11 protein-coding genes are annotated in these 13,057 nt (G+C 72.1%); 4 read left to right on the top strand and 7 right to left on the bottom strand.

Features of this window, described 5'->3' with window-relative positions; all coding sequences use genetic code 11:
• Positions 1 to 25 precede the first annotated feature (25 nt).
• Together ACFWBF_RS11830 and ACFWBF_RS11825 are read left to right on the top strand one after the other, a co-directional pair.
• Positions 26 to 1,897, top strand: a complete 1,872-nt coding sequence (locus ACFWBF_RS11830) for a glycoside hydrolase family 5 protein (RefSeq protein ID WP_385599083.1) — start codon at positions 26 to 28, stop codon at positions 1,895 to 1,897.
• 164 nt (positions 1,898 to 2,061) lie between these two features.
• Positions 2,062 to 2,985, top strand: a complete 924-nt coding sequence (locus ACFWBF_RS11825; RefSeq protein WP_385598988.1) for an aminoglycoside phosphotransferase family protein — start codon at positions 2,062 to 2,064, stop codon at positions 2,983 to 2,985.
• 40 nt (positions 2,986 to 3,025) lie between these two features.
• Here ACFWBF_RS11825 and ACFWBF_RS11820 read toward each other — a convergent pair whose 3' ends face one another.
• From ACFWBF_RS11820 to ACFWBF_RS11810, 3 genes are all read right to left on the bottom strand, one after another.
• A complete protein-coding gene (locus tag ACFWBF_RS11820; protein ID WP_385598985.1) occupies positions 3,026 to 3,412 on the bottom strand; it encodes a VOC family protein in 387 nt (128 codons plus the stop codon).
• Between the two features lie 48 nt (positions 3,413 to 3,460).
• Positions 3,461 to 4,264, bottom strand: a complete 804-nt coding sequence (locus tag ACFWBF_RS11815) for a polysaccharide deacetylase family protein (protein ID WP_385598982.1) — start codon at positions 4,262 to 4,264, stop codon at positions 3,461 to 3,463.
• A 180-nt stretch (positions 4,265 to 4,444) separates the two neighbouring features.
• Positions 4,445 to 5,032, bottom strand: a complete 588-nt coding sequence (locus tag ACFWBF_RS11810) for a TetR family transcriptional regulator (RefSeq protein WP_385598980.1) — start codon at positions 5,030 to 5,032, stop codon at positions 4,445 to 4,447.
• Positions 5,033 to 5,141: 109 nt separating this feature from the next.
• On the opposite strand from ACFWBF_RS11810, the gene ACFWBF_RS11805 reads away from it, so the two are divergent.
• Positions 5,142 to 6,125, top strand: coding sequence for an aldo/keto reductase (locus ACFWBF_RS11805; protein WP_385598978.1), 984 nt, complete (start codon positions 5,142 to 5,144; stop codon positions 6,123 to 6,125).
• Here the strand turns inward: ACFWBF_RS11805 and ACFWBF_RS11800 are convergent.
• The 4 genes from ACFWBF_RS11800 to ACFWBF_RS11785 all read right to left on the bottom strand — a co-directional run bounded on the left by ACFWBF_RS11800 (position 6,111) and on the right by ACFWBF_RS11785 (position 10,474).
• Complete coding sequence (locus ACFWBF_RS11800; RefSeq protein ID WP_385598975.1) at positions 6,111 to 8,480, bottom strand: Orn/Lys/Arg decarboxylase N-terminal domain-containing protein; 2,370 nt, start codon at positions 8,478 to 8,480, stop codon at positions 6,111 to 6,113. The genes ACFWBF_RS11805 and ACFWBF_RS11800 overlap by 15 nt on opposite strands.
• 171 nt (positions 8,481 to 8,651) lie before the next feature.
• Positions 8,652 to 9,452 carry a VOC family protein gene (locus ACFWBF_RS11795; RefSeq protein ID WP_385598972.1) on the bottom strand — a complete coding sequence of 267 codons (801 nt, stop codon included), beginning with the start codon at positions 9,450 to 9,452 and terminating at the stop codon, positions 8,652 to 8,654.
• An 84-nt stretch (positions 9,453 to 9,536) separates the two neighbouring features.
• Positions 9,537 to 9,899 (bottom strand): STAS domain-containing protein, encoded by a 363-nt coding sequence (locus tag ACFWBF_RS11790; protein WP_385598969.1) that lies wholly within the window; start codon positions 9,897 to 9,899, stop codon positions 9,537 to 9,539.
• 32 nt (positions 9,900 to 9,931) lie between these two features.
• A complete protein-coding gene (locus tag ACFWBF_RS11785) occupies positions 9,932 to 10,474 on the bottom strand; it encodes a type 1 glutamine amidotransferase domain-containing protein (RefSeq protein WP_385598966.1) in 543 nt (180 codons plus the stop codon).
• A 189-nt stretch (positions 10,475 to 10,663) separates the two neighbouring features.
• Here ACFWBF_RS11785 and ACFWBF_RS11780 point away from each other — a divergent pair, with 189 nt between their 5' ends.
• On the top strand, positions 10,664 to 13,030 hold the full coding sequence (locus ACFWBF_RS11780) for a phosphoketolase (protein WP_385598963.1): 2,367 nt from the start codon (positions 10,664 to 10,666) through the stop codon (positions 13,028 to 13,030).
• The last annotated feature ends 27 nt before the right edge of the window (positions 13,031 to 13,057 follow it).

Raw genomic sequence — 13,057 nt, 5'->3', positions numbered from 1 at the left:
GTCGACGGCACTCGCCGCGGCGCTCATGCTCGGAACGCTGGGTGCCCACCCGGCCGTCGCGTCCGCGCCGCCCGCATCGACCGCGGCCCCCGCGGCCCCCGGCGCACCGGCCGTCCTGTCCGACTCCTGGCGTGCGCCCCTCAGCACCCGGGGCCGCTACATCGTCGACGCCGACGGCAACCGCTTCAAGCTCAAGTCCGCGAACTGGCACGGGGCTCAGGGATCGTGGAACGGCTCCGGCGACATCAACGACCCGGCCGCCCACCACGACGGTGAGAAGGCCGACGAGATGCCGCTCGGCCTGGACCGCGCGCCGATCGCACGGATCCTCGCCGGATTCCACGAGCTCGGGATCAACAGCATCCGGCTGCCGTTCTCGAACGAGATGCTGCACGACCAGCGCCCGGTTTCCGACGCATCGATCGCCGCGAACCCGCAACTGCGCGGCAAGACCCCGCTCCAGGTCTTCGACGCCGTCATCGCCGCCACCACGGCCGAGGGCTTCGCGGTGGTCCTCAACAACCACACCAACACCTCGCGCTTCTGCTGCGGTCTGGACGGCAACGAACGCTGGAACACCAGCCAGTCGACCGCGCAGTGGGAGAACGACTGGATCAGTCTCGCCCGCCGCTACAAGGACAACAAGCGCGTCGTCGGCGCCGACCTCTACAACGAGGTCCGCCGCACCGTCACCGACGACGCCAACTGGAACTGGGGCGACGACCACGACTGGTGGGCCGCGTCCCAGCGCCTCGGCGACCGGCTGCTCACCGAGGCCAACCCCGACCTGCTGGTGATCGTCGAAGGCATCAACTGGCAAGGCATCCCCGCCGACGGGCTGCCCCACGGGCGTCCCACCCTCGAACCGGTACGCACCCTCTCGCACACGCTCGTCGCGTCCAACAAGCTGGTGTACGCGGCGCACTTCTACGGCTACACCGGTCCGAACCACACCGGCGCGACCGGTATGGGCGAGACCCACGACCCGCGATACCAGGAACTCTCCCGCGAAGACCTGTTCGCGACCCTGCAGCGCCAGGCGTTCTACGTCACGTCCGAGACCGGCCGCCACTTCACCGCACCCCTGTGGATCAGCGAGTTCGGCATCGGCAGCGATGAGACCAACCCGCAGGCCCGCGCCTGGTTCGGCAACTTCGTGGACTATCTGATCGCCAACGACACCGACTTCGCGTACTGGCCCCTGGTCGGCTGGGCCGGACACGGCAGCTGGTCGATCCTCAACTTCGACGCCGCGGGCCGCCGTTCCGGGATCCTCGACGGCGGTGACTGGCGCGCCGCCAACTGGAACCGGCTCGTCAACGCATCGCAGAAGAGCGGTCAGGTAGCCGTATCCGACACCTGGGACATGCTCAACCTCGACCACGCCGATGCGGTCCAGTCGGCCCGTACGAGGGCGCTCGGGGACTGGGATTCGGGAGCCCGCAAGGGAGCGTGCCCCGACGGCCAGCGGCTCGTCGGCCTGTCGCACCGTGACGGGCGCGGGTTGTGCACCGATGCGGGGGCCGCCGCTCTGGCGGGCGCCGCCCCGGTCTCGACCGTGGTGAGCGACGAACGTCACGTACAGCAGGGCGACTGGGCCGGTGGCTACACCAAGTACCAGTGCGGGCCCAACCAGTTCATGACCGGCTACAGCCTGCGGGGCCAGGCGGTCTCCGCGGTCCTGTGCACCCAGGCGGGCCGCACGCTCGGAACGAACGGCCGTACCGTCTGGTTCGACCGGGGCGAGAACCGTCCGGCCGGCGGCCCCGGGGGCGACTTCGCGTACGGCAACTACAAGGGCCAGTGCGGAACGGACGAATACGCCGCGGGGATCGCCTTCACCGGCGCATGGGCCAAGGGCAAGACCCCGGACGCCCTGTTGTGCCGCAAGCTGTGACACCCGGCCTCCTGCCCCCACGGGTGCCGCCGGACACCCGAACATGATCGAGCGCCTCCTCCGACGGCATGGCCCGCGGGCCGAACCGTCGGGGGAGGCGACTCGAGACCTCGGCCCGCGGTGCCTGCCCGCGTCCGGTTCCCTTCGATGTGTAGGGTGCCTGGATGATCGGGATTCCAGAGGCGTTCTCGCGGAGCACCATCGAGCGCGAGGGGGAGCCCGGAGCGGCGTGGCTCGTCGAACTGCCGGGGATCGTCGAGGGGTTGCTGCGGCAGTGGGAGTGCGTGCCGGACGGCGAAGTGATGCACGGAGGCGTCGGGCTGATCGTCCCGGTGTTGCGGGGGACCGACGGGGCCGCCGTGTTGAAGGTGTCCTTTCCGCACCCCGGCAACGTGCACGAGCCCGACGCGTTCGCGGCGTGGCGCGGGCGCGGAGCGGTGCGGCTGCACGAGCGCCACGACGAGCAGTTCGCGATGCTGCTGGAGCGGGTCCGGTCCTCCACTCTGGCGGAAGTCGAAGACGGCGACGAAGTGGTGAGGGTCGCAGGGCGCCTCAACCACCGGCTGGCCGTCCCCGCACCGCCCGGCCTGCCCCGGCTGCGGGAGCAGGCCGACGCTTGGGAGGAGGAACTGCGCAAGGACGCGATGGAGCTGCCGCACGGACTGTCGCCCTACGTGGTGGACGCCGCAGTGGCGACCGTACGGGAGGTGGCCCGCGTCCAGCCGGACACCCTCATCCACGGCGACCTCCACGCCAGGAACGTCCTGGCCGCCGACCGTGAGCCGTGGCTGGCCGTCGACCCCAAGGGATACGCGGGGGACCCCGCCTACGACTGCGGCACCCTGCTCAAGTCGCGGGCACTGACGCTCATCGAAGCGCACGACCCGCACAAGGCCGTCCACCGCATCCTGGACGTCTTCGCCGATGCCGCGGAACTCGATCGCGAACGCGCCCGACGGTGGGCTCAGTTCCATGCCGTCCAGGCCGCGTTCTGGGGCCGCCGCCACGGATTTCGTGTGGCCCGCGCGGGATCGCGATTGGACTGGCTCACCGAATTCCTCGACCGGCTGGCGGAGTTGCTCACGTAGGGTGCGCGCCCCGATGGACCCGGCGGCGGCGCCGAACGGCTCAGGGGCGCGAGCGCAGCGGGTGATCGGCTGGCACCTCCACGACCGCGATGCGCACGCCGTCCGGGTCGGCGATCCACATCTCGATCAGGCCCCAGGGCTCGCGCAGCGGAGGCCGCAGCACCTCCGCACCCCGGCCGCGCAGTTCCTCGTACGCCGCCTGCGCGTCGGCGACCTGGAGCCACAGCCGCAGCCCGGGCGCGGGCGGCGCCTCGGCGCGCCCCGACAGCTCCAGGAAGCCGCCGCCGAGGAAGTAGACCGTGCCGCGCTCGGGGCCGGTCGCGAACTCGCGGTAGACAGCGAGCCCCAGGACGTCCCCGTAGAAGACGCGTGAGCGCTCGGGATCAGTGGGGCGCAGCAGAATCCTGCTGCCCAGTACGTGCACCATGGCCCCACCTTCGCTCACGCAGGGGGACCTGCCCGGCTCGCCGCGCTGTCAGGGGGCGGTGCGGACGGGGAAGGCGAAGGAGTAGCCGTGCCGGGCGAACCAGGGAAGGACCTCGCGCAGGGCGGCCACGGTCTGCGAGCGGTCGCCGCCGCCGTCGTGGAAGAGGACGGTCGGGTGGGGCTGCTGCTGTTCCACCGTCGACACGATGGACGCGGTGCCCGGACGGCTCCAGTCCCTGGGGTCCACGCTCCAGCCCAGCGGGCGCATGCCCCCGGCCGCGGCGATCTGCCGGCTGTCGGGGGTGAAGGCACCGCCGGGCGCCCGGTAGTAGTCCACGGTCGCGCCCCGCGCGGCCTGCTCGATCATGGCCTTGCCGTCGAGGATCTCCCGCTGCTGGAAGGCGACCGGCTTGTGATCCATCGTGGTGTCGTGGCTGACGGAGTGGTCGCACAGCCGATGGCCGGCCGCGACCACGTCCTTGACCAGGGCGGGGTACTTCCGGGCGCTGGTGCCGATCATGCAGAAGGTCGCCTTGACGTTGTTCCGCCTGAGCACGTCGAGGACCTGCGGCGTCCACACCGGGTCCGGGCCGTCGTCGATGGTGATCGCGACGTCCCGCGGACCGCCGGCGGCCGAGCGGGCGATCGTGACGGGTATGGATGCCGGGGCGGCCGGGACCACCGACGGCGCCGGGCGCCGGGCCCGCGCGCCGGACGCGTCGGTGCCGGGGAGTGCGGTGCCGGGGACCGCGGTGGCGGTGCCCGCTCCCAGGAAGACCATCGGGGTCAAGGCCGCTGCCGCGAGGGCGGCCCGGGCCGTGTGCCGGGCCGTGCGCGTGCTGATGAGTGCCATGAATGCCGGTCTTCCGTCGCGGGTGGGGTGTGCGGACTCCAGAGTAGGAGCGGTCGGCCGCCTTCCACCTCCCCCGAAGGAACGACCCGAACGCCGTCGGCGCCGGGCCGTCGCGGCGGGGTGCGCGGTCCAGCCGCACGGGGCGCCGGGCGGCCCCTTTCCACAGGCACGCCTGACGGCTCAGCGGGCCGGCCGTGGGGGCAGGATCAGGCGGCGGACGGATTCGACCACCGTCTCGCGGTGACGGGCCAGCCGCTCCGGGGGCCAGGCGGCGCCCAGGCCGCCCGCCGCCACGCCGCCCACCGTGCCCGTCCACGCCTGGGCCAGGGCCATCGCCAGCGTGAGCAGGTCCGCCGGATCGAGTGCGGGGTCGATCAGTCCCGCCCCCTGTGCCCGCTCCACCGCCGCGATCTTGCCCCGGTAGGACTCCGCCTCGGCGTCGGTGGTGCCCGGCCGCTCCAGCTGCTTCCACTGCACCAGCCGCATCAGGTCCGGCCGCGCCACGAGATGGTCGAAGACCGCCCCCGCGTATCCGGGCAGGTCCTCCGCGTCGAAGGGCACCGACTCCGACCCCGTCGCCAGGGCGCGCTGGAGCACGGCGTCGAAGAGCTGCTCCTTGTTGCCGTAGTAGACGTAGATGAGCCGCTTGTTCGCCTGGGCGGTCTCCGCGATGCGGTCGACCCGCGCCCCGGCGATGCCGAACGCGGCGAACTCGGAGAACGCCGCGTCGAGCAGCCGTGCCTTCGTTGCGCTGGAATCCCGTGCCATGGCGGGCAGCCTAGCAAGTAACTATCTAGTTATTGACATCTGGCGGACCCGTGCCGCAGACTCGAACTATCCAGTTAGTTACCTACCTGCTCGCTTTATGGAGGACATCATGGAGATCCGCGCACTGGGCAACCAGGGACTGAAGGTCGGCGCCGAGGGCCTCGGCCTCATGGGCATGAGCGCCCACTACGGAGCCACCGACGAGACCGAGTCCCTCGCCACCATCGACCGCGCCCTCGAACTGGGCGTGACCCTGCTCGACACCGCCGAGGGCTACGGCCCCTTCCTCAACGAACAGCTCCTCGGCAAGGCCCTCACCGGCCGCCGCGACGCCGCCGTCATCGCCACGAAGACCGGCGTCGAGTTCACCGACGACGGAGCCTTCCGCGGGCAGAACGCCACCCCCGAGTACATCCGCCGCTCCGCGGAACGCTCCCTGCGCCACCTCGGCACCGACCACATCGACCTGTACTACCTCCACCGCGTCGACCCGAACGTGCCGATCGAGGAGAGCATCGGCGCGATGGCCGAGCTGGTCGCCGCCGGCAAGGTCGGCCACATCGGGATCTGCGAGGCCGCCGCGGGCACCATCGCCCGCGCCCACGCCGTGCACCCGCTGGCCGCCGTACAGACCGAGTACAGCCTCTTCGAGCGCGGGATCGAGCACGACGGCGTACTGGACACCCTGCGCGAGCTCGGGATCGGTCTCGTCGCCTACTCCCCGCTCGGCCGCGGCTTCCTCTCCGGCGCCGTGACCAGCCCGGACGACTTCGCCGCCGACGACTTCCGCCGCACCGACCCCCGCTTCCAGGGCGAGAACTTCGAGCGCAACCTGGCCGTCGTCGACCGGGTCCGCCACCTCGCCGCGGAGAAGGGGGTCACCCCCTCGCAGCTCGCGCTCGCCTGGACCCTGCGCAGCGGCGCCGTCCCGATCCCCGGGACCAAGCGCCGCCGCTACCTGGAGGAGAACGTCGCCGCGACCGCGGTGACGCTGACCGACGCCGACCTGGCGTCCATCGACTCCGTCGCGCCGCACGGCGTGGTCTCGGGGGACCGGTACGCCCCCGAGCTCATGACGTCACTGAACGGCTGAGCCCGGCGCCCGGTCGTCGTGGGCCGTGCGGACGCATTCGATCAGGTAGTCGCCGTTGTCGGGATCCACGCTCACCCCGTGCGCCTCGCTGTGGAAGCCCGGGAAGACCCGGTCGAAGGCCTCCAGGGCCCGCAGGTACCGCAGCAGTGGCCCGTCCGGAGCGCCGGTGGACTCCCCGGGCATCAGTACGGGGATCCCCGGCGGGGTCACGGTCACCATCGCCGCGGCCACCCGCCCGGCCGCCTCGGCCAGCCGTACGCGCTCCGTGCCGCCCCGGATCAGCAGCTGGTAGCAATGGCGCGGCGGGGCCACCGGCTCCGGCAGCTCCTGGAAGGCCGCGTCGAGGGCGGTGATCAGCTCGGCGCGCGTCAGGTGCTCGTGCATCTCGCGGCACAGGGCGCCGAGGGTGGTACGGCCGTAACGGCGCGGGAACTGCTCGACCAGCCCCGGAAGGACCCGGTCCAGCGGGGCGTCCGCATCGTGGAGGGCCTTGAAGTCGATGAGGGCGTCCATCAGGGTGCCCCACTTGCCCTTGGTGATGCCCATCGAGAAGAGGACCAGGGTGGTGTAGCTGTCGGTCTTCTCCACCACGATCCCGCGCGCCGCCAGATAGGCGGTGAGGATCCGCGCCGGGATGCCCCAGTCGCCGGTCTCACCGGTGGCCGTCACCCCGGGGCAGGTCAGGGTGACCTTGACCGGGTCCAGCAGGCAGTAGCCCTCGCTCAGCCCGGCGAAGCCGTGCCAGTCGGCGCCGGGCTCCAGGTGCCAGCAGGACGGCTCGCGGCTCAGCAGGGACGGCGGCGCGTCCGCGAACGCGACGCGCGCCCCGGTCGCCGGGTCGGTGACCGACTCCGGCTGCCACACGCCGAAGAACCAGCCCGGCCGGTCCCCGGCCGCGGCGATGCGGCGCCCGGTGCGGACCACGGCCTGACGGAACCGGATCGCCTCGGTCACCGCCTCGTCGATCAGCCACTGGCCCTGCGCGCCGTCCATCATCGCGGTGGCCACGTCCAGGGAGGCGATCGCCGGATACAGCGGCGAGGTGGTGCCGTGCATCATGAACGCCTCGTTGAACCGCTCGTGTTCGACCGGTGCCCGGGGCGCCGACCTGACGTGGACCATCGCGCACTGGGAGAGGGCGGCCAGCAGTTTGTGCGTGGACTGGGTCGCGAAGACCGTCGGCCGGCCCGGCCCACTGCCGTCGTCCGGGAAGGTGTGCGGACCGACGGCCATGCCGTAGCGGCCCGTGTACAGCGGGTGGAAGCGGGCGTACGCGAACCAGGCCTCGTCGAAGTGCAGGCGCGGCGTGCTCGGCGCGAGGGCCCGCGCCGCCGCGACGGTGTCGTAACACAGGCCGTCATAGGTGGAGTTGGTGACGACCGCGTACTGGGCCGCGGGGGAGAGCGCCCCGGCCGTGAGCGGGTTCGCGGCGATCGTCGCAGCCACCGCCGCCGGGTCGGTCACGGCGGGCGGCAGGGGGCCGGCGAGCCCGTAGCCGTTGCGGGTCGGCACCAGGTAGACGGGGCGGGCCCCGGAGATCACGAGTCCGTGCAGCACGGACTTGTGGCAGTTGCGGTCCACGAGCGCGATCTCGTCACTCGTCACGCTGTAGTGGCCGACCATCCGGTCCGCGGTGGAGTCGCCGTGCAGGACGAAATAGGTACGGTCGGAGCCGAAGACCCGGGCGGCGTTGCGCTCGGCCTCGCCGATCGGGCCGTTGTGCTCGAAGAGCGACCCGAGTTCGCCGACCGAGATCGACAGGTCGGTGCGGAACAGCCGCTCCCCGTAGTAGTCGAAGAACGCCCGCCCGGCCGGTGACTTGAGGAAGGCGACCCCGCCGGAGTGGGCGGGAGTGTGCCAGGAGTACTCGTGGGAGTCGTCGAACCGGCGCAGCGCCTTGAAGAACGGCGGCAGGAGGTCCCGGTGGTAACCGTGGGCCGCCGTCGCGACCCGGCCCGCGATGAAGGACGGCGTGTCCTCCAGCGGCCAGATGTAGCCGATCACCGTCTCCGAGACCCACAGCGGCAGCCGCTCCAGGTCCTGGTCCGCGTCGTCCGTCATCACCAAGAAGACCGGCAGGTCCTTGAAACGCCGCCCGATGTGGCGCAGGACCTCCCCGCCGCCGCCCTCCTCGACCGCGCCCCCCGCCGTGAGCGGCAGGTCCCAGGCGACCACGGCGGCCGCGACTCCGGCCTCGGTCTGCAAGGCGGCCCGCGCGTCACGCGCACTCGGCGCCCAGCGAAGCTCCAGGCCCTTGTTCTCCAACTCCTTGCCGATGCGGCCCAGTTGCTCGGCGCTGACGCCGCCGCCCATCGGGTTCTCCCGCAGTACCAGCAGGACCGTGTCGTTCGCCATCTCTTCCGCTCCCCGCGCCCAGGGGTACGGCCGCCCGTACCGGGCCCCAGTGTCCCGGCCCTCCGGGCACCCCCGCCGATCTTCGACGGGGCTTCACCCGCAGGTGGGCGTGGCGGCGCGCGGCAGTGACGCGGTGGCCGCGGGATCGGCGGGGAGATGCGGATTACCGGCTCAGCTCCGGGCCGGGGCCAGCACCACGAAGTCCGCGTTCGACGGGTCGAGGCAGACGGCCAGCCGGCCGACACCCTCGGCGTCCGCAGGCCCCATCTGTACGCTGCCACCGTTCTCGGTGACCTGGGCGACCGCGGCGTCACAATCGGCGACGGCGAAGACCGGGTGCCAGTACGGCCGCCCGTTCGCCAGGGCGAGGTTCTCCTCCGGCATCTCCATGAGGCCGCCGTGCATGCGCTCCTCGGGGAGTTCGGCCGGGGTGATGAGGGAGTACGTGCCCCCGCCGCCCGGCAGCTCCGTGTCGCTGAACCGCCAGCCGAAGACACCGCCGTAGAAGTCCTTCGCGGCCGCGGCGTCGCTCGTGTAGAGCTCGGTCCAGGACAGCGAGCCCGGCTCGTCCACCAGTTGGACGCCCGAGTTCTTGCCCGGCTGCCACACCGCGAACTGGCCCCCCAGAGGGTCGCTGAACTGCGCCATCCGCCCCCACTCGCCGAGGTCCCGCGTCGCCAGCCGTACCGTGCCGCCGGCGCGCTCGACGGCCTGGGAGGCGGCGTCCGCGTCAGTGACGGTGTAGTAGATCATCCAGGCCGGGCGGGCTCCCTCCTCGGTGAGCTTGCCGAGCCCGGCGACGATCTTGCCGTCCTTGCGGAACATCCCGCCTTCCATGTCCTCACCCTCCCCGCCCATGGCCTCGTAGTCCCACCCGAAGACGGCGCCGTAGAAGGCTGCGGCGGCGCGGACGTCGGGAGAACCGAGATCGATCCAGCAGGGGGAGCCGGGGACGAAGTCAGTGGTGATCATGGGCCTTCCCTTCGCGCGTCCTGTGGGGACTCAGCGTGACACCGGCCGCTGACACCCGCCCCTCGACCGCTCCCACGACCGCTCCTAGGGCGGGCCGGAGTTCCGCCGGGCCGTCGACAGTGCCGCCTCCACATCGGCATGGACCTGGAAGAGGCGGTCCGCGCCCGTGACGCGGAACATGCGCTCGACCGGTGGGTGCAGGCCGACCAACTCGAGGCTGCCATCGGATTCCCCGGCCGCGAGGCGGCCGTGCAGCAGCACGTTCAATCCCGTGGAATCGCAGAAGTCCAGGCGGCTCAAGTCGACCAGGAGCCGCCCGCCGCCGTGCCATGCGGCGGCGTCGATGGCCTGCCGCAACGGTTCCACGGTGTCGTGGTCGAGCTCCCCGGCCAGCGCCAGAACCGTGGCCCCGGGGACGGACCTCGCCTCGACGGCGAATCGTGCCATGGCTCCTCCTGTCCGGTCTCGGCCCGGTCCCGTCACGATCGAGGGAGGTCGAACTCCTTCACGAGCGTGGCGCAGAACGCGTCGAGGTCGTCGGGCTTGCGGCTGGTGATGAGCGTCGTGGGGGCCGCGCGGCACACCCGTACCTCCTCGTCGACCCAGGCGCCCCCCGCGTTGCGGATGTCGGTCGCCAGGCTGGGCCACGACGTCAGCGTCCTGCCGCGTACGACATCGGCCTCCACCAGGGTCCAGGGCGCGTGGCAGATCGCCGCGACCGGCTTGCCCGCCTCGAAGAAGCTCCGGACGAAGCCGACGGCCCGTTCGTCCGTGCGCAGCGCGTCCGGATTGGCGACGCCGCCGGGCAGCACGAGCGCGTCGAAGGCGTCCGAGGTGTCGCCGGCCAGTACGTGGTCGACGGGGAAGGTGTTCGCCTTGTCGAGATGGTGGAACGCCTGCACCCGTCCGGCCTGCGTCGATACGAGCTGCGGGCTCCAGCCGGCCGCCTCGACGGCCTTCCAGGGCGCGGTGAGCTCGACCTCCTCCACGCCCTCCGGAGCGGTCAGAAACGCGATGCGCATGGCGCTCACTCCCTTCGCCGGGGTGCCGGTCACCCCGTTTGCCCCGATGCGCCTTCCCCGGCGGGCGGTCTTGAACCCGGCGTACGGCCGATCCGTCCCGCGGATTCAAGCGGACAACCGGGGGCAGGCGCCGGGATGTGCGGTTCTCACGCAGCTCGTCCTCGTCCCCGACGATTCGAAAGTGGCGTCGTGACCTCCTCCCTGCAATCCCGGCACACGCCCCGCAGCCCCTACGCACGGGCCGCGGACTACGTGGCGGCGGCCCTGATCCACCTCCAGGACAACGTCCTGCTGACGCAGCCGCTGCGGCCGGAACACATCAAGCCCCGGCTGCTGGGCCACTGGGGCACCTGCCCGGGCATCACCGCCGTCTACGCGGCCCTCAACACGCTGATCCGGGAACGCGGCGCCGACGTGCTCCTGGTCGTCGGGCCGGGCCACGGCGCACCCGCCGTCCACGCCGGCCTGTGGCTCGAAGGCACCCACGAGGACCACGACCCCGCGCTGGCCCGGACCGAGGCCGGCCTGCGCGAGCTGGCACGCCGCTACTGCGCCCCCGACGGTTTCCCGAGCCACCTCTCCCCATCCGTACCGGGCACCCTGCACGAGGGCGGCGAGCTGGGCTACGCCCTCGCGACCGCCGTCGGCGCCGCACTGGACGCCCCGGACCGGATCGTCGCCTGCATCGTCGGCGACGGCGAGGCCGAGACCGGCCCCACGGCCGGAGCCTGGCACTCGAACAAGTACCTCGACCCCGTGACCTGCGGCGCGGTCCTGCCGATCCTCCACCTCAATGGCTTCAAGATCTCCTCGCCGACGCTCTTCGCGACCATGTCCGACGACGAGCTGACCGCCCTCTTCCGGGGCTACGGCTGGGACCCGCGCATCGTGGACGTCACCGGCGACCCGCCCGGCGACCCGCTCGCCACCGCCGTGCTCGACGCACACGGCGCGATCCGCGACCTCCAGCGGCGGGCGCGCGGCGGCGACCGCGCGGCCCGCCCCGTCCGCCCCGCCTGGCCCGTGATCGTGCTGCGCAGCCTCAAGGGCCAGGGCGCCCCGGCCGAGGTCGAGGGGAAGCTGATCGAGGGGACCTTCCACGCGCACCAGGTGCCCCTGCCGGACGTACGCGAGGACCCGCAGCAGCTACGGGCGCTGGAAGGATGGCTGCGTTCCTACCGGCTCCGGGAGCTCTTCGACGACCAGGGACGGCCCGTGCCCGACGTCCTCGCCGCCGTCCCGCAGGGGGACGCGCGCATCGGGGCCCGGCCCGCCGCGAACGGCGGCAGCCTGCGCCGCCCGCTCGCCCTCCCGCCGCTCGAACCGTACGCAGTCGACGTCTCCAAGGGGCCGGGCACGGCCACCGCGAGCCCGACCCGCGTGCTCGGCGACTGGCTGGCCGCCCTCATGCGCGACACCGCCGACCGCCGGGACTTCCGTATCGTCTCGCCGGACGAACTCGCCTCCAACAAGCTCGACGCAGTCCTGGCCGCCAGCGGACGCGCGTACACCTGGCCGGTCGAGGAGTACGCCGAGGACCTGAGCCCGGACGGCCGCGTCATGGAGACCCTGTCCGAACACAACTGCCAGGGCTGGCTACAGGGGTACCTGCTCACCGGCCGGCACGGCCTCTTCCCCACCTACGAGGCCTTCGCCGCCATCGTGGACAGCATGGCCAACCAGCACGCCAAGTGGCTGAAGATGTCCCGCGAAGTCCCCTGGCGCGTCCCCGTCAGCAGCTTCACCTACCTGCTCAGCAGCGAGGGCTGGCGCCAGGAACACAACGGATACAGCCACCAAGGGCCGGGATTCATCAACAACCTGCTGAACCGGAAGAACACCGTCACCGGTGTCTACCTGCCGCCCGACGCCAACACCCTGCTGGTCACCATGGAGGAACTGCTGGACCAGACGGGGAAGATCAACGCGGTGGTCGCGGGCAAACACGACGCCGCCCAGTGGCTCGGCCTCGACGCGGCCCGCGCCCACTGCCGGGCGGGCGCGTCCGCCTGGCAGTGGGCCGGTACACACGAGGGCGAGGCCCCGGAGGTCGTCCTCGCCTGCGCCGGAGGCATCCCCACCGTCGAATCGCTGGCCGCCGCCGATCTGCTGCGCCGCGACCTGCCCGAGGCCAGGATCCGCTTCGTCAACGTGGTCGACCTCTGCGCCCTCGCCCCGCCGGACCGCCACCCGCACGGGATGGCGGCCGAGGCGTTCCGCGATCTGTTCGGCGACGAGATCCCGGTCGTCTTCGACTTCCACGGCTACCCGTCCGCCGTGCACCAGTTGCTCCACGGCCGCCCGCGCCCGGACCGCTTCCACGTCCGCGGCTACGTCGAGGAAGGCACCACGACCACCCCGTACGACCTGCTCACCCTCAACGGAACCTCCCGCCACGACCTCGCCGTCACCGTCCTCGAACACCTGGGGGCGCACTCCGGCAGGTCCCGCGAACTCGCCGGTCGCTACGCACGCCGCCGCGACCTGCTCCGGCAGGAGCTGCGCCGTACCGGCGTGGACCCGGCGGAGATCACCGAATGGAAGTGGGCCGTCTGACCGGCAGGCTTTTGCTTCCGGGCGTGC

The organism is Streptomyces sp. NPDC060028 (assembly GCF_042736725.1).
In the GTDB taxonomy this organism is placed as follows: domain Bacteria; phylum Actinomycetota; class Actinomycetes; order Streptomycetales; family Streptomycetaceae; genus Streptomyces.
Note: the sequence above shows the minus strand (reverse complement) of the source record. Positions and strands in the feature narration are given on the sequence as shown.

Coding starts and splice junctions, on each gene's coding strand:
- ACFWBF_RS11830 (WP_385599083.1), top strand. CDS start 26: ATGCTCGGAACGCTGGGTGCCCACCCGGCCGTCGCGTCCGCGCCGCCC.
- ACFWBF_RS11825 (WP_385598988.1), top strand. CDS start 2,062: ATGATCGGGATTCCAGAGGCGTTCTCGCGGAGCACCATCGAGCGCGAG.
- ACFWBF_RS11820 (WP_385598985.1), bottom strand. CDS start 3,412: ATGGTGCACGTACTGGGCAGCAGGATTCTGCTGCGCCCCACTGATCCC.
- ACFWBF_RS11815 (WP_385598982.1), bottom strand. CDS start 4,264: ATGGCACTCATCAGCACGCGCACGGCCCGGCACACGGCCCGGGCCGCC.
- ACFWBF_RS11810 (WP_385598980.1), bottom strand. CDS start 5,032: ATGGCACGGGATTCCAGCGCAACGAAGGCACGGCTGCTCGACGCGGCG.
- ACFWBF_RS11805 (WP_385598978.1), top strand. CDS start 5,142: ATGGAGATCCGCGCACTGGGCAACCAGGGACTGAAGGTCGGCGCCGAG.
- ACFWBF_RS11800 (WP_385598975.1), bottom strand. CDS start 8,480: ATGGCGAACGACACGGTCCTGCTGGTACTGCGGGAGAACCCGATGGGC.
- ACFWBF_RS11795 (WP_385598972.1), bottom strand. CDS start 9,452: ATGATCACCACTGACTTCGTCCCCGGCTCCCCCTGCTGGATCGATCTC.
- ACFWBF_RS11790 (WP_385598969.1), bottom strand. CDS start 9,899: ATGGCACGATTCGCCGTCGAGGCGAGGTCCGTCCCCGGGGCCACGGTT.
- ACFWBF_RS11785 (WP_385598966.1), bottom strand. CDS start 10,474: ATGCGCATCGCGTTTCTGACCGCTCCGGAGGGCGTGGAGGAGGTCGAG.